This is a genomic window from Nonlabens xiamenensis (assembly GCF_003865345.1).
Lineage (GTDB): Bacteria > Bacteroidota > Bacteroidia > Flavobacteriales > Flavobacteriaceae > Nonlabens > Nonlabens xiamenensis.
The window spans coordinates 839,456-865,516 of the sequence record NZ_RMVE01000001.1; the positions used below are offsets into that span (position 1 = coordinate 839,456).

Sequence of the window (26,061 nt, forward strand, 5' to 3'; positions counted from 1 at the left end):
GACTTTATCTATACACTAAAAGATGACTTATCTGGAACTGTAGTTACCACTGCGCTCTCTGGATAGCCGTGAATCTCTGGAGTTCGCTTTCGCGAAAGCGCCACACAAATAATGAATAGATTATATATAGGAGTACGGTCTATTTCGGGCTTTTTCTTTGAGGAGTTTTACTATCCACTAAAAAGCAGAAATCCTACAATTGATTCTTAAATTGCAATTTTGTGATCATTTTGAGATTAAATTCGCTTAAGTTCGTGACAGAATAAATGATTTTGCACTCCGACAATCGTACAGACACCGCTATTCTCATCTTTGCCAACTCAGGTAAGGTAGATGCTGTGCATAAAGGTTTCGGTAAACAGGCCTCTGTATTCAAAATGCTGACTGAACTTACCATTGAAATGGTTCAGCAAACTGGTTTAGATTACGAATGGCATTCAGAGCGCCAACAGCGTGGACGGTCTTTTGGTGAGCGATTGGAATATTCCATCAACTCCCTTTTTGAAAAGGGATATCAACAGGTCATCGCCATCGGGAATGACACACCTGAGTTAAGTGTTCAATTATTAAGGTCTGCAACACAAAATTTGCGCAAAGATCAAATGGTTATCGGCCCCAGCCTGGACGGCGGTTTTTATCTGCTGGGAATGTCAAAATCACATTTCCAAAGACTTCAATTACCAGATAATCATGAGTTGTCAAAGGCTGGTCAATCAAGTTTGTTTGAATCCTTGTCTTGGTGTTCGTCCCGGTTAAGCAAAGATTTGGATCAGTGTTTAAAACAATTGGACATCGAGACCTTATTGTTGGAACCCTTGTCCGATTTTGATTCGGTTAGTGATCTTAAAGATTTATTGTCAGCTGGACATCTACAGCCATGGCTGAACAAACTGATTACTCATCTCTTATTCTCAAGAGTCACAGCTTCTGGTGCGGTACAAATGGGCTTACTTTCCTTAAGCTATGGCTTAGCGCCTACTAGAGGCTCTCCGCAATCCTGCTAGAGCAATCGGCCGCTATATTTACCTGAGTTTGGAGTAAAATCCTGCTGGGTATCATCATCATTTTATTTAAAATCCCTCCATATTCGATATGCTTTAACCTGCATTTCGATGTGGGTAAATCTTATTATTATGCAAAAAACCTATTACGATCCCAAGGACTTAAAAAAATTCGGTGCTATTACCGAATGGAGCGAGGAATTGGGAGAAAAATTCTTTGACTATTACGGGAAAGTTTTTGAAGAAGGAGCTTTAAGTGCCAGAGAGAAATCCTTGATTGCACTGGCAGTTTCTCATGCAGTACACTGTCCTTATTGCATTGACGCTTATACCGGCGATGGTCTTAAACGTGGGATCACCAAGGAAGAAATGATGGAAGCCGTACACGTGGCAGGAGCGATCAAAGGTGGTGCTACCTTGGTACACGGTGTACAGATGATGAATAAGGTCAACAAACTTGAGATGTAATTGTTCTTTCTGAAAACTGTACGGTCTTGATTATCGTACCTAAAAAAGCCTGGCTTTTTGCCGAACCTTTAACCTATTAAAACCATACACCTTTATGAGTGTAGCAGTAAATACTAAAAAATCCCTGAAGAAAAGGGAATCTGATTTAGCCGACATCAATAAGCAGTTGGCCGTACTGAATGGCGAGCCATTTTCCAATGGTGAATTACCCTCTTTTGCCCATAAAATCAAGCAGATTGATGAGTTGCCTTTGCGACCCAACACACTTGAAATACTACAAGTAAATGTAGGCTATATGTGTAATCAGGTTTGTGCGCACTGTCACGTAGATGCAGGACCTGACCGTAAGGAAATCATGACCAGGGAAACCATGGGGCAAATATTGGAAGTCATCAAAACAACTGGAGCGCACACCCTAGATCTGACAGGTGGAGCACCTGAAATGAACCCAGACTTCCGATGGTTTGTAGAAGAAGCAGCCAAGGCTGGTATCCAAGACTTTATCGTGCGATCCAACCTCACCATCATTCGAGCCAACCCTAAGTACCATGATCTACCCGACTTCTTTAAGAAACACAATATCCACGTAGTGTCCTCCATGCCGCACTGGACAAGAGGTAAAACAGATAAGCAGCGTGGTGATGGCGTGTTTGATAAGTCAATCAAAGCACTACAGGAACTAAATGAGCGCGGATATGGGATGCCAGGTAGTGACTTAAGGCTGGATTTAGTGTATAATCCCAGTGGTGCCTACTTGCCAGGTGACCAAGCCAGTATGGAAAAAGAGATGAAGACTGCTTTGATGGAAGATTTTGGTATTCATTTCCACCATCTTTTTGCCATCACTAACCTGCCAATCGCTAGATTTTTGGATTATTTGGTAGCCAGCGAAAATTATGAAGACTATATGTACGCTTTGGTAGAGGCATATAACCCAGCGGCTGTCAAAAACGTGATGTGCCGGAATACCATTTCTGTTTCCTGGGATGGTTGGTTGTACGATTGCGACTTCAACCAAATGCTGGATTTGAAGGTCAATCACAAGATCCAACATATCAAAGACTATAATGAGGATTTACTTCAGGACAGAAATATCCAGATTTCACAGCATTGTTATGGTTGTACAGCCGGTGCTGGAAGCAGTTGTCAGGGCGTAGTTGCCTAAAAAAGTAAACAGATTATTCTAAGACTTTTTAATTATTTATTACCAAAATCGCTTTCAATCAAAAGCCGTAAAAAAATATCAGATGAGTTACTTAAGCGCTACTGAAGAATTGTATAGAGATGCAGCCTTGATCCCAGATGTGGGATTGTGCTGTACTACCAATCCGGTATGGGAATTGCCTGGATTGAAGATCCCAAAGATCATGCAGGAAATGAACTATGGTTGCGGATCCACCGTACATGCCCGCGACCTGACCAATAGTCCGCGTATCTTGTACGTAGGTGTAGGTGGTGGTATGGAACTACTCCAATTTTCCTATTTCTCCCGACAGCAGTCTGGTGTGGTAGGCGTTGATGTGGTTCCTGAAATGCTGGAGGCTTCCCGAAAAAACTTTAAGATCGCCGAAGAGCAAAACGATTGGTTCCACAGTGATTTTATCGAATTACACCAGGGCGACGCCTTAAATTTACCTGTAGAGGATAATTCCATAGATGTAGCTGCCCAAAACTGCCTGTTCAATATTTTTAAGGAAGAGGATCTCAAAAAAGCCATTGAAGAGATGTACAGGGTGCTTAAACCCCATGGTCGATTAGTCATGAGCGATCCTACCTGTGAGCAAGAAATGAATCAAACACTGCGAGAAGATGATAGACTCAGAGCGCTTTGTTTAAGTGGGTCACTGCCTATCGATCAATATATCAAGGCACTTACAGATGTAGGTTTTGGTACCATTGAAGTAAGAGCCAGAAAGCCATATCGCATTTTGGATCCTAAGCATTATCCTACCGACGAACTAATTTACATAGAGTCCATCGAGGTAGCGGCCATCAAAGATCCCATGCCTGAAGACGGGCCCTGTATTTTCACTGGAAAAGCTGCCATTTATTATGGGGAAGACCGCCAATTTGATGACGGAAAGGGTCACGTGTTGTTGCAAAATCAGCCGCTGGCAATTTGTGACAAAACCGCCCAGGCTTTAAGTGACCTAAATAGGGATGACATCTTTATTAGCGACAGCACTTATCATTATGACGGTGGCGGTTGTTGCTAACCAAGGGGGAAAAACAAAGCGATTGAATTACACAGCTATGGAAACATGCGGCTGGTAAGCATCGGGTGAATTGCCTGAAAAATGGCAGTCCACCAGGCTGACATCGTTTGGTGTACTGGCTTTGTGGCTGCGCTCACCCGTTGCCTGTGAAGTTTTTAAAGTCGCTTTCGCGAAAGCGATCCAATGACCATACTATCTATTAACCATATCATCTCATTCATATAACAATAAGTCCTTGTGACAATGAATCAACCTGAGGAGTTGCTTTAAGGATCAAAAAATCAATACCCTAACAATTTTATGAAAAAAATTATTCTTGTTTTGTTATTGCTGTGCAGTCTTGCTGGCATAGGGCAAACAACTTTGACTGGCCGAGTCACTGATTCGGCTGGAGAGCCACTGGCCTTTGTCAGTGTTTTGGAACAAGGTACTGGCAATGGAACCACCACAGATACCAACGGAAATTTTGAACTCCAAGTCGACGGAGAAAGTGTATTGCTGTTTTCCTTTGTAGGCTACGAAACCCAGCGTCTGCTGTACGATGGCAGTGAATATCTCAATGTGGTGCTGCAGGAAGGAGAAGCCCTAGATGAGGTGGTAGTCACTGCACTGGGAGTCAAACGTCGGGAGCGGGAATTGGGCTATGCGGTTCAAACCTTGGAAGAGGACCAGATTCAAGAGGTTAAAGCTGTGAATTTGATTGATAATCTGGCAGGTAAGATAGCTGGTGTTAGCGTGACCCAGGGGGCTACCGGTGTAGGTTCTAGTTCAAAAATAACCATTAGAGGAGAAGCCAGCTTTTCTAATAATAATCCGCTGTTTATCGTCGATGGTACACCGGTCAATAACAATTCGGTTTTTAATTTTACCAACGAGGCGGCTGCTGGTTTTCAGGAAATTGATTTTGGAAACGGTGCCTCCGAAATTAACCAAGATGATATCGCCAGCGTTTCTGTCTTAAAAGGTCCGGCCGCTGCCGCTCTTTATGGAACAAGGGCTTCAAATGGAGTTATTATAATAGAGACCAAAAATGGAAAATCGCAGCAGGGACTCGGTATCAGCTATAATACCAGTTTTTTTGTAGATACTGCTTTTCAACTACCACAATTTCAGAACGAATACGGACAGGGTAACAGCGGTGAGTTTGAGTTTGTAGATGGTCTCGGTGGAGGAATCAATGATAATATCACCTATTCCTGGGGACCCAGATTGGATCAGGGAATTTTGATTCCGCAATTTGACAGTCCGGTACTATTGCCGGATGGAAGCCAGGTTCGTGGAGGTGATACCTCATTGTACAATGGTCTGGACATTACACCCACAGCCTTTAGAAGCCATCCTGATAATTTGAAGAACTTCTACGAGACAGGTTACACTGCTATCAACAATATAGCCGTGAGTAATGGTTTTGACCAAGGTAACTATCGACTCAGTTTTACTGATCTGCGTAGTGAAAGTATTATTCCGGGTGTGGATCTGGACCGACAGACCGTCGCAGCCAAACTTCAATTCCAGCCTTTAACTTCTACTCAGATTAATGCTTCCATCAATTACGTGAACAGTGAATCAGGCAACCGACCTTCCAATGGTTATGGTAGTGAAAACGTTAATTATTCTCTAGTGGCTTGGGGACCCAGATCGCTGGATATTGGTAATTTGAGGTCATACTGGCAACCTGGTTTGGAAGGGGTTCAACAGTATTCTTTTAATTACACCTTTTTTGACAATCCATATTTTATTCTATTGGAAAACCGGAATAGCTTTACCAGAGACCGTCTATTCGGAAATTTATCGCTGCAACAGGAGCTGACTCCTGATCTTAAATTGAGCATTCGTTCTGGAATGGATTACAGCAATGAAAAAAGAAGATTTCTAAGGAATTATTCTACCAATAGGTTCAGAAATGGCGCCTATGCAGAACATGATGTGTTTTATAGAGAGATCAATACAGATGTGTTGCTTACTTACCAAAAACAGTGGAGTAAATGGAGCCTAAATGCTAATGCTGGTGGAAATCGATTTTCCCAAAACGCATCCACGACACAGGTGCAGACCACTAGTCTGGCCCAACCTGGTATTTTCTCTATTAACAACGCTGCGAGTCCGCTGGAAAGTTTTGGCTTCAGGAGCAGAAAACGTATCAATAGTTTGTATGCGTTTGCCAAATTAGGGTATGAAGAAATGATCTACCTGGATGTGACCGCCAGGAACGATTGGTCCAGTGCATTAGCGACACCCTTTTCTGCAGACAATACGTCGTTCTTTTATCCATCCGTATCAGCCAGTCTGATCTTGAATAAATTGGTCAGCCTGCCAGAAGTAATAGATTTTGCCAAATTGCGCACGAGCTATGCTCAGGTAGGAAACGACACAGATCCTTATCAAACACAAGGAACTTTTATTGCTCAGACCACGGTAAACTCACAACCCACCTTTTCTAATCAGGATTTTATTCCCAACCAAAACCTGCGTCCTGAGCGTACCTCAAGTACAGAGCTAGGTTTTGATTTACGCATGTTTAACCAGCGCTTGGGTATTGATTTTACCTATTACAATGCCTTGACCAAAGACCAGATCCTTTCATTACCTATAGGTATAGCTTCAGGTTATAGTCAGCAGGTCGTCAATGCCGGTGCCGTGCGTAATCAAGGAATGGAAGTCATTTTGAATGCAGTTCCTGTGCGCAGAGGTGATTTTGAATGGAATACTACCATCAATTTTGCCAGCAATCGGGCGGTGGTGGAAGATCTCCCGCAGGAAGAGGGCAGGCTCACCCTGGCTTATTCCAGAGTTTATGATAGCCAGGACCAAACTGTTTGGCATCAGGTAGAAGAAGGAGGAAGAATAGGCGACCTATATGGTACAGGGTACTTGCGCAATGAGGAGGGAGAATACGTGTTGACACCAGAAGGTAGATTCATTGCGGATCCCAATTTGAAAAAATTAGGGAATTACAATGCAGATTTCACCATGGGCTTCAACAATTCGTTTCGCTATAAAAATTGGGATGCTTCATTTTTGTTAGACTGGAGACAAGGTGGTATTCTGGTGTCCAGAACTTTAGCCCTGGCTGCTGTTGGCGGTCAACTGGAAGAAACGGCTTTTAGACCGGAAGAAGGGATTATTGCTGATGGAGTTATTAATACTGGTTCACCAGAAAACCCTGTTTATGTCCAAAATACTGTTCCAGTGAGCGCTGAGAGCTACTACAGGCAGTTTTATGATAGAAACCATGAAGAGCACAATGTTTATGATGCCAGTTTTCTCAAGCTTAGACAATTCGCCATCGGCTATAACTTTAAATTGAATGAGAACGCACTAGGCTTGTTCCAGCGTGGTGCTGACCTAAGGGTAGCTCTAATCGGGCGAAATCTATTTGCCTTCAGCGAGATCCCGCATTTTGATCCTGAACAACTGGCTGTTCAAGGACAGGGATTTGTGAATGGCGTGGAAGATATGTCCTATGCTTCAACCCGCAGTTTAGGGATCAAAGCCGGAATCTCATTTTAAAACATCACACCCATGAAAAATATTAACATCAACATATACATTGCCACCTTCTTCGGGTTATTTTTCTTTTCCTGTACAGCAGATTTTGAACAGATAAATACCAATCCCAATGCGCCTGTAAACGTGCAGCCTAGCTTGCTGTTACGTCAGGTTATTTATAACTATGGAGAGGAAATGTCTTATGAGGGATTTGTGGCTGGCGGCTTGTTGAGTCAACATATGACTGCCTTGGACTTTAATCTTTTTGACCGCCATGCCCTCAAGAGTCCACAGCTGGGCGGGAATCCGTGGTCAGTGTTTTACCGCAACCTTCGCGATAATGAAATCATCATTAACCAGTCTAGAGAGGTTCCTGCCTTTGCTGTCTATGAGGGGCCTGCCTTGATATTTAAAGCTTATATGGCTGCAACACTAACTGATCTTTATGGTGATATACCTTATAGCGAAGCTTTTAAGGGAACAGAAGGTACGGTAGAACCTATGTATGACCTCCAGGAAGATATCTATCTGGGACCAGAGGGTGTGTTGGATTTGTTGGATCAGGGTATCGCAGCTATTCAAAATTATTCCGGTAGCATTGCCTTGGAAGGAGATGTTCTATTTGATGGTAATCTGGATGCCTGGATCCGTATGGCCAATAGCTTGAAAATTAAAGCCTTGGTGCGAATTGGTCTGCGTGAAAATAGAAGTGGCGAACTTCAGCAACTTTTTGACGACCAGAACTATATCCAATACAATGCAGATCAGGCGGTTTTTGAGTTTGCTGCTACAGAACCCAATAATTTCAGGATGGCAAGATTGCGTGCAGGTGACTTCAATAATTTTGTCATGAGTGAAACCATGGAAGAGATCTTGGAAGACCTCAGTGATCCCAGGATTGATGTATTATTTCGTCCTCGGACCAATAATTCAAATGGAGATGACTATGAAGGGCTGCTGAATGGAATTGATGCCTCTTCTACTTCTATCACTCTAGCGGACTATTCCTTGGCAGGAACGATTTTCCGGGAGGATACTGGCCAGTTAAAAGCCAATTATATGACCGCCTGGGAAACCAATTTCTTGCTGGCCGAAGCGGCCCAACGAGGATGGATCAATGCTCCTGCCCAGGATTTATACGAATTAGCGGTCACTCAAGCTTTTGCTTATTGGAATACAGCGCTACCCTCTGATTACTTGTCTAATGAAGCTGCGTTTGGCGGGAATGGTGCAGATCCCATTGAGCAAATCATTACCCAGAAATGGTTGGCCAGTGTGATCAATGGATACGAAGGCTGGATAGAGTATAGACGAACAGGATTTCCACAGTTGAAAACGATTTCAGCCAGTTTAAACAATAATTTAATTCCCGTCAGGATGCCATATCCGGCAGAGGAGGCTAGCCTGAACGCTGAAAACTATAATCAAGCCGCCGCCGCCACGAATGACAACGATATCAATGTGCCTGTATGGTGGGATGAATAAATCATCAGGACAAGGATGAACGATATAAAACAAAACGCTAACCTATTTCACAACCCATCTTGACCGATATTTTTTCCATATCTGCGATCCAGTGGTTCTTGGTGATCAGCACAAGTGTGGTGTTTTTCGCTCTGGCTCCTTATGCCAAGGATGCAGCCACGTTTTTTAAAGCTCAGCACAAAGGCAAACAACCCAATATGTGGATGCTTACCGGAAGCTTGATCATTTCCTGGATTTTTGCCAAAAGCATCACTAATGCTGCCAACCTTGGACTCGAATTTGGCTTGGTGGGAGGCGTGGCCTATGCCGGTTATTATTTATCCTTTGCCGTGGCAGGCATCCTTATCTATCAACTGCGCACAAAAGGTGGTTATACCAGTATCCACCACTTTTTAACCCATCGTTATGGCAAACAAGCCATGATGCTGTTCTCAGTGTTAATAAGCCTGAGATTATTCAATGAAGTTTGGTCCAATACCATGGTGATCGGTACTTATTTTGGAGATACGGGCAGTACGCCATACTATATAGCCATTATTTTGTTTACTTTACTTACACTGGCTTATACTTTAAAAGGTGGTCTAAGTAGTTCTATTTTTACCGATGTCATACAGATGTTGTTGTTTGCTGTGTTGTTGGTGGTCATCCTGAGCATTTTGTTTACGAATGAAACTGCACAGATCGAGCAAGTTTGGGATGCTGGTACTTGGTCGATGTCTACTGGACTCAATCTTTTCTTTGCCGCCCTTTTACAAAGCTTTAGCTATCCTTTTCACGATCCCGTATTGACCGATAGAGGTTTTATAAGTTCGCCCAAAATCACAAGGAGCAGTTTCCTGTGGGCATCCTTTCTGGGAGCAATTTGTATCATCCTTTTCAGTTTGGTTGGAGTTTTTGCACAGCAGGCGGGTCTCGAAGGTCAGGCCGCTGTAGAGGTAGCCAAAAAACTAGGTGCGATATTGTTGCTGGTGATCAACTTTATTATGGTCACCAGTGCTGCCAGTACTTTGGATAGTACTTTTTCCAGTTTTTCCAAATTGATCAGTATTGATTTGGGATGGAACAAGTCGATCAGCTTTGGTCGGTGGATGATGGTGACTGTTGCTGTTATAGGTACTATCCCAGTATTTTTGGATGCAGAGATTCTGAGCGCCACTACGATTAGCGGTACGATGGTGATTGGCTTGACTCCAGTATTTCTGTTGTGGAAATGGAAAATGCCTCGCATCAGTTATTTCCTTTCGGTAGCTTGCGGATTATTATTTGGTTTGCTACTCGTTTTTGAGGTATTCCCAAAATCCTGGATCTTGACTGAAGGTTCTTACGCCAGCCTTTTGTGGATCAATATATACGGTCTTATGGCTAGTTTTCTGTTATTTTTGACGCCCTTATGGATAAGAAAATTCTCGATTTAGGGACAAAAAATGGCAAGATGCTCATTTTTGGAGGTGTGTACAGCAACCTTCAAGCACTGGATGCTGTGATGCAACTGGCCCAAGCGCAAGATATCGCTCCTCAAAATTGCATTTGTACCGGTGACATCATCGGTTATTGCGGTCAGCCTCGGGAGAGTTTAGAGCGTATGATGCGCTGGGGTGCCTACAGTATTCTGGGCAATGTAGAAATACAGTTGCGGGATGATGAAGAGGATTGTGGCTGTGATTTCAGTGCTGGGTCTCGTTGTGACGGATTCAGTGAGGTCTGGTACGCTTTCGCGAAAGCGACTTTAGGAGCTTCACGACCTTTGGGAGAGCAGAGCGGTAAAGCGACTTTAGGAGCTTCACGCCCAGCGCGAGAGGGTAAAGCTCAACAATATCTGGATACCCAGTATGAAGCCTATTTTCACCAATTACCCGATCATATTCAATTTACCTACGCTGGCAAAAGCATAGGCGTAGTCCATGGTTCTACAGAAAATGTTTCTGAATTTATATTTGCCTCCAGTTCCTGGGAAGCCAAGCAACCCAGTTTTGAGGCATTAGGAGTAGAAGTAATTCTGGCCGGACATTGCGGTTTGCCATTTGCAGATAAAAAAAATGGAATGTATTGGCTGAATCCTGGGGTGATTGGTATGCCAGCAAATGACGGAAGCACACAGACCTGGGCGATGATTTTGGATGATGCCAATGGTTTTTCTTACGAATTTATCCGTGTTCCCTATGATTATTTGACCGCCATGGAACAGATGAAAAAACATCATTTGCCCATGGAATATGCCAAAACACTAGAAACAGGTATTTGGGACAATATGGAAATTCTGCCTGATGAGGAAAGACAGCATTTTACAGATTTGCATGCTGTAAAAGGCGAGAACTAAGGGTTGAAATCGTTAAGCTGGCTACCGGCGTCGACCAAGAACCTTAGCCTGAACTTCTGAATTCCTTTATCTTTACTTCCAAATAATTCTTATGATTCCCAAATGGTTCTGGAAGCTGTTGATCAGTATGTGTGTGATTTGTTTGTGCATCATCGGTTACAAAATCGCGGCTGGTGAAAGGAATCGTGCTTTTATCTGGTATTCTTTTCTTTTTCTGATGGCGATCTGGTTTGCCATAAGACAGCAGCGAAATGCTTCTTGATCAAGTGGTCAGTATTGGGCTTTTTTTTCTTTTGTGATGGAATCATGAGCTAAAACTCCTATTTTCACGTCATGGCAATATTTGAACGTGATCCCTGGATTCTTGATGTTTATCGCACCTATAGTGGTCCGCGTCATTTATACGTCCGCGGTCGTGCGTTAGAGGATCAACCCTTAAAACATTTTGAACAGCAAACGCTTTACCAAACTTTACGCAACACCTGGCGCACCTTTGCTACGGATGAGATACGCAGTGCCTTGGTGGTGCTTACGTTGCCCAACGGTAAAAAATTTGAGACCAAAGCTGACCACGAGGGTTATTTTCTATTTGACCTAAAAACAGATTTTGATCTATATGATTTGATCGATGACGAGGGCTATCTTTCTATTTCCGTAGCCTTTGATGAAGATAATGCCGCTTTCGCGAAAGCGAAACAACAAAAAAGGCTGAAGATCAATAAATTTCCGGGAGAAACCTTGATACCACCCATAGATGCGGGATTTGGCGTAATTAGCGATATTGATGACACCATCATGCATACCGGTGTGACCAGTTTTTTAAAACTGCGTGTGGCTTTCAATACCTTCTTTAAAAATTATGACCGCCGCCTGCCGCTCAAAGGAGCTGCCAGTTTTTACCAACTCCTACATCGTGGGGCTTCCTCAAAAGCACAGAATCCAATGTTCTATTTGAGCAATAGTCCCTGGAACCTGTATAAATATTTAGAAAAATTTCTCGATTTTCACGGTTTTCCCAAAGGCCCGATCTTGTTAAGGGACTTTCCAACTCCTTGGGACCGCACGCCCAAATTAAAGAGGCCACACAAGGAACACGAGTTGCTAAATATTCTAAAGCACTATCCGAATATGAAATTTATTCTGATAGGGGATTCGGGTGAGCACGACGCCGATTACTATATCAACGTGGCGCAACAGTATCCAGAGCGAATTTTGGCGATTTATCTGCGCAGCGTCAATCACCGCAGAAAGATGCTGCGGGTTCAATCCAAAGCAAATAATTTTGATATCTGCCCCATGCTACTGGTCAAAGAATCCAAGGAAGCTGTAGCCCATGCCAGGTCCATGGGATGGATTGTCTGATCTTTCAATTCCCTAAATTATTGATAAAGAGGTGGAGCTTAGTCCAGCACGTTTTTATATTTGATTGATGTCGAATAAAACTATCTCCATTTTAAATTTATTAAGCGTTATCATTCTAATCGCATGGAACGCATATGCCAGCAACGGAAACTACAATGGGAAAACAGTAGGTGAGCTCAGCGCAGAATACAATAATCTGTTTACTCCCGCTTCTTATGCTTTTTCCATTTGGGGATTGATTTTTCTAATGCTGCTGGTATTTGGGATTTATGGTGTTTACACAGCTTTTTCTAAGGGCCAACAATCCAAGACAAAGAGTTATCGCACCGATGTTGTAAAAACCACGAGCCCCTGGTTCCTGGCGGCCAATGTTTTCTGTACGCTTTGGGTAGTGCTTTGGTTAGATGAGCATATTGCGGCCTCAGTCATATTTATGTGCGGAATTCTGTTTTGTCTGTTGATGTGCGTGCGATTGTTGGATATGGAAATTTGGGATGCTCCCTTTCCCATCATTGCTTTTGTGTGGTGGCCATTATGTTTGTATGCTGGGTGGATCAGTGTGGCCCTTATCGCCAACATAGCTGCATTTCTCAACGGAATCTTTGAGATCCACATATCCACTCAAATCATTACCACCGCTGTCATGATATTTGTCGCGTTTGCCTTGAATATGGCTATATTATATTTCAGAAATATGCGGGAATATGCCATGGTATGCGTTTGGGCCTTGGTTGCGATCGGTGTACGACATTATAATGGGCCAGTCAATTATCTCGGCATTTTGGCTTTTGCCCTAGCGTTGTTTTTACTGATAGCTGTGGTTTATCACGGCAGCCAGCATATGGATACCCATCCACTGATCAAATTTAAACAATGGCGATCGACTAAAAACTTATGATATCGTTGCCCCAACTGGGATAAGTAAATATAGTATCCTGTAAGGCATCCATTGTCATTCTTGCTTTCATCGCTATCGCAAACATATTGATTTGCTCGCTTGCACCATGGCCAACAATATGGGCCCCAAGAATCAAATCGCTGGATTTTTCCACCACCAATTTATATGCATAGAAGTTGGCATTGATGCGTTTGTTATTGAACCAGGCGCTCGCATCTTTTTGAATTATCTGGTAATCTTTTCCTTGCTCCTTGGCTTGTTGCTCAGTCAGACCTATTCCTGCACAGTTGGGAAGCGTGAATACAACACTGGGGATGGCTGGGATATCCAATTCACGCGGATTCTTGGTAATGTTGTCTGCAACCACTTTGGCCTCCCTGCTGCTCAATGGCGTAAGAGGTAGGCTTTTGCTGGATACGTCTCCGCAGGCATAAAAATGGTCCTGGGTGGTGCTTTGAAGGTATTTATTAACCACCACGCCCTTTTTATCGGTGACCACGCCAGCGTTTTCCAATTGAAGACTACTGATGGAAGGGACTCTTCCTGCGGTATTAAATACTTTATCAGCGGTAATTTGATGCATCCCATCGTCCATCGCATAATGGACGGTTAATCGATCTCCATTTTCCTCTAGGCTAGAAACTTGGGCGTTTTTGATGATTTCTATCCCCAGTTCTTCAGAGGCCCGCTCGACAAAACTGGCGGTAAAAGCTTCAAACGGACCCAACAACTGATCCGATTTTTCTAAAATGTATACTTTACTGCCGGCTCTGGCCAGCATGTGACCGAATTCCATTCCTATGTATCCGCCACCGACGAACACTACTTTTTCTGGTGCCTTTGTCAATTGGAAAAAATCATCAGATGTGAGCAAATGAGAGGCGCCTGGGATTCCCAAGGGCAGTGTTGTCATTCCTGTGGCGATCACAAAAATATCAGATTGGATTTTCTGGTCCTCGAGTACGATGTGGTGACTATCCACAAAATGAGCCTCACCGTGAAAGCAGGTGATTCCTTCTTTTTTTAAGGCTTCTTCTGTGTTATTAGGGATGTCATCCACATATCGATGTGCATACCTGTGGGCGGCATGGAAATCCAGAGTGATGTCTCCTTGTATGCCATCACCTTGCATGTCCTGAGCCAATTGAAGGGCTTCGGTAGAGGCCAACATCAATTTTTTAGGATCGCAGCCGCGTTGGGAGCAAGTACCACCATAAGCCCGGTTATCAATTATGGCCACTGACTTTCCAGCCTTGGCACATTGTTTAGCGACCAATTTTCCAGCCGTTCCAGTGCCGAACACAAACACATCAAATTTTTTCATACCACAAGATATAAAGTAGATCCAGCCCTAGCTATTAAAGAATTCTCAATATTGTTGAAGAGGCTGGAAGCAGCACTTATATTTGCGGATTAATTATGGCTTTTACAAGTATACTCAACCAATATCGCAAGCAGTCACAAACACAACAGCTTCAATCACTTGCATCGCAAGATCAGGGAAGATATACAATTAGTGGACTACAGGGAAGCGCGATATCCATAATATTAAAAATCCTTTTTGAAACGTCAGAAAATCCATTTTTGATCATCGCCAACGATAAAGAAGAAGCTGCCTTCTATCTGAACGATCTCGAACGTATGATCGGAGAGGATCGGGTGTTGTTTTATCCGGGCAGTTACAGGCGACCCTATCAAATAGAAGAAACCGATAATGCCAATGTACTCCTGCGCGCTGAGGTGCTCAATCGCATTAATTCACGACGTAAACCTGCAGTAATTGTTTCCTATCCAGATGCATTATTTGAAAAAGTAGTGACCCGCAAAGAACTGGAAAAAAACACCTTGAAAATTGCCGTGGGCGATCAGATTTCAATCGATTTTGCCAATGAAGTACTCTTTGAATACAAGTTCAAAAGGGTAGATTTTGTAACAGAACCAGGTGAGTTTTCGCTGCGTGGTGGAATTTTGGATGTGTTTTCCTTCTCCAATGATGAGCCTTATCGTATTGAGTTTTTTGGCAATGAGATTGATTCAATCAGGATCTTTGATGTAGAGACCCAACTTTCCAGTACACAGATCAAGAAAATATCCATCATCCCTAATGTGGAACACAAAAAATCTGAAGAGAGCAGGGAGAGTTTTTTACAATATGTTTCAAGTAAGACAATGGTCTTTTCCATGAACATGGACCTGCTCTTGGGTAGGTTGGATGCGCTTTTCGCGAAAGCGGAACAAGCCTACAACGAATTGCAGGGAGAAGTAAGACAATTATTGCCAGGAGAAATTTTTTGTGATGCCAGTCTCATCAAACAACAACTGCAAAACTTTCAATATTTTGAGTTCGCCGCCGGATCTACCGATTTGGGCTTTCATACGTCACCACAACCTTCATTTAATAAGCAGTTTGACTTGCTCATTGAAAACCTGAAGGAAAATCAAGAAAACGGCTATACCAATTACCTGTTCTGTGGTACCGACCAGCAAGCCAAGCGTTTTCAGGACATTTTTGAGGACATGCAAGCTGATGTACAATACGAGACAGTGGTCATGCCGATTTATCGTGGTTTTCTGGATCATGACCTTAAGATTGCTTGTTATACAGATCATCAGATTTTTGATCGCTACCATAAATTTCACCTCAAGAATGGTTATGCGAAAAAACAGGCCATTACGCTTAAAGAATTAAATACGCTTGAAATCGGTGATTATGTAACCCATATAGATCACGGGATTGGAAAATTTGGAGGACTGCAAAAAATTGATGTCAACGGTCAAAAGCAGGAGGCCATCAAATTGGTTTACGGCGAGCGCGATATTCTTTACGTTTCCATCCACTCTTTACATAAAATTACCAGGTATAGTAGTAAGGATGGCAAACCGCCTAAAGTGTATAAACTGGGAAGTCCTGCCTGGAAAAAGTTGAAGGCTAAAACTAAAAAGAAGGTGAAGGAAATCGCCTTTGATCTGATCCAGCTTTATGCAAAAAGAAGGGCGAAAAAAGGTTTCCAATACGCTCCAGACGGATATCTACAAAATGAACTGGAGGCCAGTTTTATTTATGAAGACACCCCTGATCAGAGTGCCGCTACTGATGATGTAAAAAAAGACATGGAAAGCGATCGTCCGATGGATAGACTCGTGTGTGGTGACGTTGGTTTTGGAAAGACCGAAGTAGCCATCAGGGCGGCGTTTAAAGCAGCGGTCAATGGGAAACAAGTCGCTGTGCTGGTTCCAACGACCATATTGGCATTCCAACATGCCAAAACCTTTAAGGAACGTCTAGCCGACTTACCGGTAAAGGTAGATTACCTCAACCGTTTCCGAACTGCCAAGGAGCGCAGAACCGTACTTGACGGTCTGGAAGACGGCAGTATTGACATAGTCATTGGTACCCACCAACTGGTGAATAAGGCGGTTAAATTCAAGGATCTGGGTTTATTGATTATTGATGAAGAACAAAAATTTGGTGTAGCGGTAAAGGATAAACTCAAGACCTTAAAGGAAAACATTGACACCCTTACTTTGACAGCTACTCCTATTCCTCGTACTCTCCAATTTTCGCTAATGGCAGCCAGGGACCTAAGTGTGATCAAAACACCACCACCTAACCGTCATCCTGTAGAAACCAAGGTGGTGCGTTTTAACGAAGAAATCATACGTGATGCGATAAGCTATGAAATTTCTCGTGGAGGTCAGGTTTTCTTTGTCCACAACCGTATTGAAAACATCAAGGAAGTAGCGGGTATGATACAGCGCAGTGTACCAGATGCCAAAATAGGCATAGGGCACGGGCAAATGGAAGGTAAAAAGCTGGAAGAACTGATGCTGGCTTTCATTAATGGAGAATTTGATGTTTTGGTTTCAACTACCATTATCGAAAGTGGGCTGGATGTTCCTAACGCCAATACGATCTTTATCAACAATGCCAATAATTTTGGATTATCAGACCTACACCAGATGCGCGGTAGGGTAGGACGCAGTAACAAAAAAGCCTTTTGCTATTTCATCACACCACCTTACGAGGTCATGACCGAAGATGCCCGAAAACGTATTCAGGCGCTGGAAATGTTTTCAGAATTGGGCAGCGGATTCAACATTGCGATGAAAGATCTGGAAATTCGTGGTTCAGGAGATATTTTGGGAGGGGAACAGAGTGGCTTTATCAACGAAATAGGATTTGATACCTATCAAAAAATATTGAGTGAAGCTATCAATGAATTAAAAGAAAACGAATTTTCGGAATTATACGAGCAAAAGGAAGAAGACAAAAAGCACGTGAGCGATGTGAGTATAGATTCTGATTTTGAGTTGTTGTTTCCAGACGATTATATCAATTCAATCACAGAGCGATTGGCCTTGTATTCCAAACTTAACGAAGTGGAGGATGAAAAAGGTCTAGAGGCTTACCGTAAGGAGCTGGAAGATCGTTTTGGACCCTTGCCAGAGGAAGCAGAGCAATTGCTGACCAGCGTTCAGGTGAAGTGGCTGGCAGCAAGGCTGGGACTTGAAAAAGTGGTGATGAAACAGGGTAAGTTTGTAGGATATTTTGTTTCTGACCAGCAGAGCGGATTCTATCAATCCCCTGTGTTTATGAATATCATTAAAGCGGTGCAGAACAATCCTAAGCTTTTGCAAATGAAGGAAAAGCAAACCAGGGCTGGCCTGAGATTGTTGTTGACGGTCAACAATGCTCGATCGGTGGATCGGGTACTTCAAGTCCTGGAATTGATTGCGCCTAAAAAAGTCCAACCGGCAGAATGATAAAAGTAAATGCAATGAGTTGTAGATATCCCTTATCCTTCCGCAAATAGTTTTCTAGATGATCGCCGGCGATACGGAAAGACTTCCCCCTACAATTGGATTGAGTTGTTATTTCTCCCGTTGGTTGTGAATACCTCAGGTTCGTTGTGCCGCTGGGCTCTCCCGTTTGTCGTGATCCTCTTAAAGTCGCTTTCGCGAAAGCGGAATTAAGCTAACCATTGGGTCCAAGGTAACCTGGAAAGCACTACGATTAAAGCGAGGCTATAGAAAATGGCCAACATTTTAAATTTTCCCTGACTCACCCTTTTCTTTTTATGTTTAGAGTAACCGATGGTCAGCAGAGCTACGGCTATGATCATCATTAACGGATGTTCTAGAATCAGCAACCGTACAGCCGGAATTCCCATGGCACCCTCAACGTCCCATCTAGCTAAATTACTGGGTGTTACATATAATGCGATTCCTAGTAGTAGTTGGATATGAGTGACGATCAGGCCTACTAAAGCCAGACTAAAGTCTTTATTTCCAAATTCTTTTTTACCGAAATAACCTATCAGTGAATTGATCGTTGCGATCGTAAGAACGATGAGTAGTAAATAGGCCCATCCGGAGTGCGCTTTCAAAACAATAGTTTCTATTGACATAAAAAAGTATTTGATTCAAAAATACTCTAAAATCAAAAACCCTGCTCAAAAGTTGAGCAGGGTTCTAGAATTTTTTTGAAGGTTTAGCTTAGTTAAAGATATATCTAAGACCGACCTGCATTTGCCATCTTGAAGAACGTGTACCACCGTCATCTACTACTTCTATGCTATCATTGGTAAATGAAGGATTAAAGGTAAATTCTGGATCTGGACCTCCTTGCTCGGTAGTGATTAATCCTACCTCTCCAAAGTTGGGTACAAAAGTGCGCTCTCCCCAATCTTTATTCAAGAAGTTGGCTACGTTGAATAGATCCAAGGATAATTGTAGCGTATTCCTTTTATCTTTATTGGCTCCAGTATAAATGGAGAAGTCCTGTAGCACTTTCAAATCAATGCTGTGATTCCAGCTTGCACGGCTACCATTTCTCTCAGCATATTCACCTCTACGCTCGCTCAGGTAGTCATTATTCTCGATAAATGCATCCAAAGCTTCCCATTGCTGTTGGGCAGTAAAGATGGTGGCACCAGTGTCATCATCAAGAATTGGAACCAGATTAATTTCAGATTGGTTTCTCGGGATATAAATCAAGGCGTTGTCTCTTGAGTCATCACCTAACAAATCACGTCCCTCATTATAGATATAGGAGATACGCTGACCATTTTGACCTGTATAGAACAGTCCAAAACTAGTACGGATATTATCATTCCAATTGATTTCGTAAGTAGCGTTGGCAGTCACGCGGTGACCGGTTGCAAATAGATCATTACCGTTTCTGGCCGTGTTTTTACCATTAACGGTTACCACATTTCTCCACTGGCTACTGTTTTGAGAAGACGTACCTTCAAAAACCGACTTACCATTACCATAGGTATAGGCTACCTGCCCGCCAAAACCATTCTTGACTGGCTTGGTAAGACTGAAAGTCGCATTGTAAGACCAACCCTCATTGGTGTTAGTTCCTAAGTAGATATTACTGTATGTGTTGTCAATTCTATCTCTGTTCCAGTACAATCTGTCATCAGCGCCATTCAGGCTACCTTGTGGTCCAACTGTATTCAGATTTTCGTAAGTAACATTATTCAATGTTTCATTATAAAGGAAATCTGCCGAAGCAATCAATCCCCAAAGTTTCAATTTTTGATCGATTCCCAAGTTGTACTTCATTACTTGAGGTAGTTTAAATTCGGGAGCAAACAAGTCGATTTGACCTCCTAGTTGACCGCTGCCTGGAGCAGCGCCATTTCCGATAGGTTGGTTGTTTGGATCTCCTACAAAGAACACCTCGTCATTGTCAAAATCTCTTTCATCAACTCCACCTACAGAAACACCATTGTTGTTATAGGTACCACCTGGCCATACCAACGGAATTCTAGAGGTAAATACACCCATTCCTCCACGGATTTGTGTGCTGTTGTCTCCGTTGACATCCCAGTTAAATCCAACTCGAGGTGCAACATGGATTTGACTTTTGATTTCCTTTCCAACTCTTGCTCCTTGAAGATCTTTTCCTGCTGCTTCTAGCAAGGCTACAGTTCTAGTATTGAAGTCTTCATTCACTGTTCCTGTAGAGAAGAAAGGAACATCAAATCTTACGCCGTATGTCAATTTGAAGTTTTCAGTTAAATTCCAGGCATCCTGCGCATAGAGGCCTAACTGTGAATATTCAAAGGCAGCTGCAGCTGCCTGAATGTCGTCACCACCTACACCTGCTGGATCCAACAGTGAATAACTATAATCATAAGCATCGGCTGCTACATCATCGCTAGGATCTGCATTTAAATAAGTATTAAAGTCGGCAAGACTCAAGAATTGGTATTGTCCAAAGTTTTGACGTACAAATACGTTACGTACGTCAAAATATTCAAAGTTCCCACCAATGGTGATATTATGAGCACCTTTCTGAATATCAAAGTTGTTGGTCACGGTCAATACAGATTGTTCCAAGAGGTTGGCCGTAGAAAAAGCTTCTGAACCAAAAGTAATGCTACTGTTTTGGCCATCATCGATACTTACTCTGGGGAAAGGATTTCCTATAGGATCACGGTCATCATTCACTGTGGTATAACCAATGATCAAGTTGTTGGACAAGTTTCCTCCGTTGGTAGCTCTCCACTCAAAGGTAGTTGAGTTGGTTTCTGATGGAAAGAATATACCTGCATTTGCAAAATTGATGTTAGCCCTGTTACTGAGGCTAGGCGAGTTGGATTCCCCACGTACATAATTGTGCTTTAAAGTAAAGCTGTGCTTATCATTAAGGTTATAGTCCAGTCTGGCTAAGAATTTGTCAGAGACCAAGGTCTGGGTTCCGTCCTCAAAATTTCCAGGATCATAACCAAATGTGTCGATCAAGCCTTGTCTTAAGGTATTGAGCTCTGCTACTGTAGAGTTTCCAGTGTATCCATCGGCATCAAAAAAGCGCGGTGTTTCCTCATCTTGTCTTTCATAATTGACAAAAAAGAACAATTTATCTTTGATAATAGGGCCGCCCACACGTACACCGTAAAGTTGAGCACTGAATTCATCCAGTTTTTCTCTGTCCTCTACGTCAAAAGCTCCTGGAGTTTTTCCGGCCAGATCTTCATTTCTGTAGTATCCATAAACACTTCCAGAAAATTCATTAGTTCCTGATCTGGTGATAGCATTGATTGCACCACCGGCAAAACCAGATTGACGTACATCAAAGGGAGCTAGGTTTACGGAAAAAGATTCAATCGCGTCCAGGGAGATTGGATTAACGCCGATTTGTCCCCCATTGGTACCTGTTGACGATAGTCCAAACACATCATTGTTAACAGTTCCATCCACGTAAAAGGAGTTGTACCTGTTGTTTTGTCCGCCAAGAGAGATCGCGCCATCCTCACTTACGTCAGCTTGCGGAGTTTTTCTCAATAAATCCGAGATATTTCTGGTTGTGGTAGGAAGTGTGTTGATCTCACGGGTAGAGATATTGGTTTCAGTTCCAGTTTTTCCAGAATCAAAAATCCCATCCCTGACAGCATTAATGACTACCTGATCCAGAGCGTTGGCCTCATCAGCCATGGTTAAAGAAATGTTTTGGGACTCTCCCAGTTGAAGGTTGATGCCCTCCAAAACTTCTGTTTTTTTCCCTACATAGGAAATAGTAATGGTGTAGGGACCTCCAGCTCTCAAGTTATTGATACGGTAATACCCGTCAATATCGGTCGAACTTCCATAATTGGTGCCTGTAGGGTTGTGTACCGCTTGGATAGTGGCACCCAACAGGGGCTCATTTTCGGCCTCAAGGATACGACCGTTGATGCTTGAGGTGGTAACCTGCGCGCCAACTGCCATCGTACTCAGGAAAAGTCCGAGTGCAAATAGAAATTTCATGGTTCTGTTCATGTCAGAAAAAGTTATAGTTTGATTTTGCAAAAATACAGCCCAAATCAGCTTTTCTATATTAAGCCAATATTAAGATATACAATTGTTATCAACGCTATCTATCTGAACAACAGAGCCTTGTTATTTTTTGGAATAAAAACGTTGTAAAAGTTGGTCTGTACTGGCGTCATGATCGGTAGAACTCACATGTTCAATGTCGTGTAGAATAACGTCGGCAAGCACCTTTCCTAATTCCACTCCCCATTGATCATAGCTATAGATATTCCATATCACTCCCTCGGTAAAAATCTTGTGTTCATACATGGCTACCAGTTTACCTAGACTGCGCGGTGTTAATTCGTCAATTAAGATGGTGGTCGTAGGTTTGTTGCCCTCAAAAACTTTAAAAGGAACCAGTGTTTCAATTTCTTCGCCTGATTTACCTGATCTTATCAAGTCTTCATGAGCTTCAGCAGCCGTCTTGCCAAACATCAAAGCCTTGGTTTGAGCAAAAAAGTTGGCCATGAGCTTGTTGTGGTGGTCTGGATGGTCATATTTCGCTTTAGCGAAAGCGATAAAATGAGCAGGAATCAATTTAGTTCCTTGATGAATTAATTGAAAAAAGGCGTGTTGCGAATTTGTCCCTGGTTCTCCCCAAACAATATTTCCAGTTTGGTAGTCTACACGATCACCATTGCGATCTACGCTTTTGCCATTACTTTCCATAATCGCTTGCTGTAGATAAGCGGGTAACCTGTGGAGATATTGGGTGTAAGGGATGACGGCCTCACTCTCTGCGCCATAAAAATTGTTGTACCATATGGTGAGCAACGCCAGTTGGACTGGAATATTACGGTCAAAGGATGTGTTTTTGAAATGAGCATCCATACTCGCTGCTCCATCCAATAAGGCTTGAAAATTTGATGTACCTACACCTAAGGCAATGGACATTCCAACAGTACTCCACAAAGAAAATCTACCACCTACCCAATTGAACATAGGGAAAATATTCTCTCTATCAATACCAAATTCAACAGCACGATCAATATTACTGCTTACAGCAATAAAATGTTGAGGAACTGCATCTCTCCCCAATCGATCTATAAACCAATTGCGGATTGTAGTGGCATTAGTTAATGTTTCCTGAGTTCCAAACGATTTTGAAACAATCACAAACAAGGTGGTTTCAGGATTGATTTTTTTCAATACTTCTTCCACGTGGTCTCCTTCTACATTGGATACAAAGTGGAGCTCCATATCGTTTTTATAAGCCTGCAATGCCTCGTAAACCATTACTGGTCCTAAGTCACTACCGCCGATGCCTATGTTGACCACCGTATCAAAAGTTTCTCCTTTGTAGGTGGTTGCGCTGCCTTTGTGAACAGCATCCACAAATCCAAACATCTTTTGTTTACTGAGCTCTGCTTCTTTGACTTTTTCTTTTACAGCAGTTGGTGCGGTGTCTTGGTCTGTACGTAGAGCGGTGTGTAGAACGGCACGATCCTCTGTCGCGTTGATGCGTTCCCCTCCAAAATAACTTTGGATAGCCTGATCTAATCCGCACTCTTCTGCCAATGCATTCAAAGCAGCGCTGATTTCTGGAGTAATTAGATTCTTTGACAGATCTACAAAAAAGTCTTCATGGCTGATGCAAAATTCTTTGCCGCGTTCAGGATGGTGGATGAAGGCATCTCTCAGTTGGAATTCCTTCATATCTTGGAATAACTCGTGCAGCCTTTGCCAAGCATTTGTGGATGTTGGATTTATATTTTTCATAGTCTTGTACTGATTCTAAAGTATTGGATCTGCCTTGGCTTCCTTAAAGGGTAAGAGATCAATCTCCTCCTTAAGTGGAGCGATAAAGTCCATATAGACTTCCATTTGATCCTGAGGGAGTGGGTCAGCGCTGGGTAGATTTTGTCGATAAGGATCTACTTGTACGCCATTCACCCAAAAACGATAACACACGTGTGGGCCTGTTGCCAAACCTGTACTGCCCACAGTTCCTATGACCTGACCCTGTTTGACATGTTGTCCTACCTTCACTTTTCTTTTGGTCATGTGCAGGTATTGGGTGGAATAGGTACCGTTGTGCTTGATTTTTACATAATTCCCATTTCCGCCTGTATATCCTGATTTGGTGACTACCCCATTGGCTGTTGCAACGATAGGTGTGCCATATGCAGCGGCATAATCGGTTCCTTTGTGCGCTTTCCATCGTTTTTGGACAGGGTGGAATCTGCGTTTGGTAAAGCGGGAGGATATTCTTGAATAATTAACCGGCGCCTTGAGGAAAAAACTGCGCAGGGTTTTTCCATTTTCGTCGTAAAAGTCACTGGTACCCTTGATGCTGTCAGTGACGTAATCAAAGGCATAGAAAGGCGTGTCATCGGTTTCAAAAACGGCTACCTCAATGGCTTCTATCCCTGCATAAATACTATCATTGATGTATCTTTCCTGATAGATCATCTTGAATCGGTCACCTTTCTGAAGTTTGAAAAAGTCAATAGACCATTGGTAAACATCAGAGAGTTTGGCGATCGCACTTTGACCCAAACCTTCATCTGCCATGGCTTGCGATAGCGAACTTTCAATAATTCCGCTGGCTGTTTTTCTTTTGAAAGAAATAGGATGTTTATCTCGATAGGCGGCAAGGCTGTCCGTTAGTTTTACCACTATGTAATCCAGTTTACTGGGTTCATAAATAAAAGCCTCTGGTGTGTGTATGCTGTCCTTGCGCTTGAGGATTTTAAAAGGTTTCCCGGCCTGAATGCGTCTTAGATCATAGATTTCATTCAGCGTATTTGCTGTGTGAAAAGAGCTTTGCCCTTCCACCAAGTGATCTTTTATCAAATCGTCAAAAGTGTCACCACTGTGAACCGTATCCTTAAAAACCTCATATTCATTGAGGTCAAAGCCATACTTCATTACTGGTTCTACAATTTCTGGCTCTGTGACGGCTAGTTCCTGTTCCGTCTCAACGATTTTATCGTTTTTACAGGAAGCAAGCATCAATGTCACGGCTAGGCTGGCGATAAAGATTTTTTTCATTTCCTATTTTGTGTTTAATACATGATCTACCCACTGCTTTCCCCAGTTTTCATGTTCTTCAGAACTCCAAAGACTTGGGAAAAAGGATATTTTTTGAAAGCTGGGCGGTAAAAATTCCTTCCAGTTTGTTCCTCCTGTTGCCTGAACTGCTTTTCCTTCCTTCCTTAGGTACCGGTGGGCGGCACCCATATGCATCAACAACCAGTTGATATTGACATTTTGATCTAATGTCCGCAAAGCAGTTCTCAAATTTTCTGTTTGTTCTTCTTTGGGAAGATTCAGATAACGCTGATTCAGATTCGTTGATTGCACTTGATGCGCAATTCTTAAAAACCTTGGCGTATATCTTTTTTCAAACTGTTTCAGGGTCAGTGTTTTTTCTCCTGTGTGCATATCAATGCCACCTTTCTTCCAGTAAATCTGAGCAAAATAATCTTCTATGGAAAAGGCATTTGATAATTCAGGTTGATGGTTTTCGCTTTCGCGAAAGCGAGAACGCTTTGAAGCATGAACCAGGTTTTCCAGATCGGTACTGTAAAATTCAATCATTCTGAATTGTGCGCTCTGAAATCCACTGGCGGGTAACAAAGACATACGGAATTTCAAGAATTGCTCTCGCTCCATTCCTTTGATCATCACTTCAAAGGAGTTGATCAATACATTAAAATACCGATTGATACGCTTGACCTTTTCCTCAAAAAAAGCAGCAGTCAGGTGTTCGTTTTCAATGATCTGAAGTTGCTCGTGGATGATCAGCTTAAAGTAGAGCTCTGTTATTTGATGGTAACCGATGAAGATCATTTCATCGGGAAATTCTGTCGATGGTACCTGCAAACTCAACAAGGTATCCAGTCGTATATAGTCCCAGTAGGTGGTATAGGTGTCATAGAGCAATCCGTCCAGGTAGGACAACATATCTTGACCAGAGTGTTTGAACTTATCTTCCAGTAGAGAGATGCGCTCGGCTATTTCTGGACTTATTTCTTTGGACATCATTAAGTTTTGGAATGTGGCAAAAATACT

At 42.7% G+C, this 26,061-nt stretch carries 17 protein-coding genes; 11 read left to right on the forward strand and 6 right to left on the reverse strand.

Annotated elements, in window-relative coordinates; genetic code table 11:
• Positions 1-266: 266 nt before the first annotated feature.
• The 10 genes from EGM47_RS03690 to EGM47_RS03735 all read left to right on the forward strand — a co-directional run bounded on the left by EGM47_RS03690 (position 267) and on the right by EGM47_RS03735 (position 13,236).
• Positions 267-1,004, forward strand: coding sequence for a TIGR04282 family arsenosugar biosynthesis glycosyltransferase (locus EGM47_RS03690; RefSeq protein ID WP_124979396.1), 738 nt, complete (start codon positions 267-269; stop codon positions 1,002-1,004).
• 129 nt (positions 1,005-1,133) lie between these two features.
• Positions 1,134-1,469 carry an arsenosugar biosynthesis-associated peroxidase-like protein gene (locus tag EGM47_RS03695; protein ID WP_124979397.1) on the forward strand — a complete coding sequence of 112 codons (336 nt, stop codon included), beginning with the start codon at positions 1,134-1,136 and terminating at the stop codon, positions 1,467-1,469.
• Positions 1,470-1,563: 94 nt separating this feature from the next.
• A complete protein-coding gene (arsS, locus tag EGM47_RS03700; protein ID WP_124979398.1) occupies positions 1,564-2,634 on the forward strand; it encodes an arsenosugar biosynthesis radical SAM (seleno)protein ArsS in 1,071 nt (356 codons plus the stop codon).
• Positions 2,635-2,716: 82 nt separating this feature from the next.
• Positions 2,717-3,685 (forward strand): arsenosugar biosynthesis arsenite methyltransferase ArsM, encoded by a 969-nt coding sequence (arsM, locus tag EGM47_RS03705; RefSeq protein ID WP_124979399.1) that lies wholly within the window; start codon positions 2,717-2,719, stop codon positions 3,683-3,685.
• A 300-nt stretch (positions 3,686-3,985) separates the two neighbouring features.
• Positions 3,986-7,195: a SusC/RagA family TonB-linked outer membrane protein gene (locus EGM47_RS03710; protein ID WP_124979400.1), complete on the forward strand. Its 3,210-nt coding sequence runs from the start codon at positions 3,986-3,988 to the stop codon at positions 7,193-7,195.
• A 12-nt stretch (positions 7,196-7,207) separates the two neighbouring features.
• A complete protein-coding gene (locus EGM47_RS03715; protein WP_124979401.1) occupies positions 7,208-8,659 on the forward strand; it encodes a SusD/RagB family nutrient-binding outer membrane lipoprotein in 1,452 nt (483 codons plus the stop codon).
• A 59-nt stretch (positions 8,660-8,718) separates the two neighbouring features.
• Complete coding sequence (locus tag EGM47_RS03720; RefSeq protein ID WP_240642170.1) at positions 8,719-10,074, forward strand: sodium:solute symporter family transporter; 1,356 nt, start codon at positions 8,719-8,721, stop codon at positions 10,072-10,074.
• A 17-nt stretch (positions 10,075-10,091) separates the two neighbouring features.
• A complete protein-coding gene (locus EGM47_RS03725) occupies positions 10,092-10,976 on the forward strand; it encodes a metallophosphoesterase family protein (protein ID WP_317126858.1) in 885 nt (294 codons plus the stop codon).
• Between the two features lie 333 nt (positions 10,977-11,309).
• A complete protein-coding gene (locus tag EGM47_RS03730; RefSeq protein WP_124979403.1) occupies positions 11,310-12,338 on the forward strand; it encodes an App1 family protein in 1,029 nt (342 codons plus the stop codon).
• A 67-nt stretch (positions 12,339-12,405) separates the two neighbouring features.
• Positions 12,406-13,236, forward strand: a complete 831-nt coding sequence (locus EGM47_RS03735) for a hypothetical protein (RefSeq protein WP_124979404.1) — start codon at positions 12,406-12,408, stop codon at positions 13,234-13,236.
• On the opposite strand, the gene EGM47_RS03740 is transcribed toward EGM47_RS03735, so the two are convergent.
• Positions 13,223-14,560: a dihydrolipoyl dehydrogenase family protein gene (locus tag EGM47_RS03740; protein ID WP_124979405.1), complete on the reverse strand. Its 1,338-nt coding sequence runs from the start codon at positions 14,558-14,560 to the stop codon at positions 13,223-13,225. The genes EGM47_RS03735 and EGM47_RS03740 overlap by 14 nt on opposite strands.
• 95 nt (positions 14,561-14,655) lie before the next feature.
• Between EGM47_RS03740 and mfd the strand changes: the two genes are divergently transcribed.
• Positions 14,656-18,000 carry a transcription-repair coupling factor gene (gene mfd / locus EGM47_RS03745; protein ID WP_124979406.1) on the forward strand — a complete coding sequence of 1,115 codons (3,345 nt, stop codon included), beginning with the start codon at positions 14,656-14,658 and terminating at the stop codon, positions 17,998-18,000.
• Positions 18,001-18,206: 206 nt separating this feature from the next.
• Here mfd and EGM47_RS03750 read toward each other — a convergent pair whose 3' ends face one another.
• From EGM47_RS03750 to EGM47_RS03770, 5 genes are all read right to left on the reverse strand, one after another.
• Positions 18,207-18,644, reverse strand: a complete 438-nt coding sequence (locus EGM47_RS03750) for a hypothetical protein (protein ID WP_124979407.1) — start codon at positions 18,642-18,644, stop codon at positions 18,207-18,209.
• An 88-nt stretch (positions 18,645-18,732) separates the two neighbouring features.
• Positions 18,733-21,996, reverse strand: coding sequence for a TonB-dependent receptor (locus EGM47_RS03755; protein WP_164510814.1), 3,264 nt, complete (start codon positions 21,994-21,996; stop codon positions 18,733-18,735).
• Between the two features lie 132 nt (positions 21,997-22,128).
• Positions 22,129-23,763, reverse strand: a complete 1,635-nt coding sequence (gene pgi, locus EGM47_RS03760) for a glucose-6-phosphate isomerase (protein ID WP_124979408.1) — start codon at positions 23,761-23,763, stop codon at positions 22,129-22,131.
• 15 nt (positions 23,764-23,778) lie between these two features.
• Positions 23,779-25,038 (reverse strand): peptidoglycan DD-metalloendopeptidase family protein, encoded by a 1,260-nt coding sequence (locus EGM47_RS03765; protein ID WP_124979409.1) that lies wholly within the window; start codon positions 25,036-25,038, stop codon positions 23,779-23,781.
• 3 nt (positions 25,039-25,041) lie between these two features.
• A complete protein-coding gene (locus tag EGM47_RS03770; protein WP_124979410.1) occupies positions 25,042-26,031 on the reverse strand; it encodes a tryptophan 2,3-dioxygenase family protein in 990 nt (329 codons plus the stop codon).
• Between the last annotated feature and the right edge of the window lie 30 nt (positions 26,032-26,061).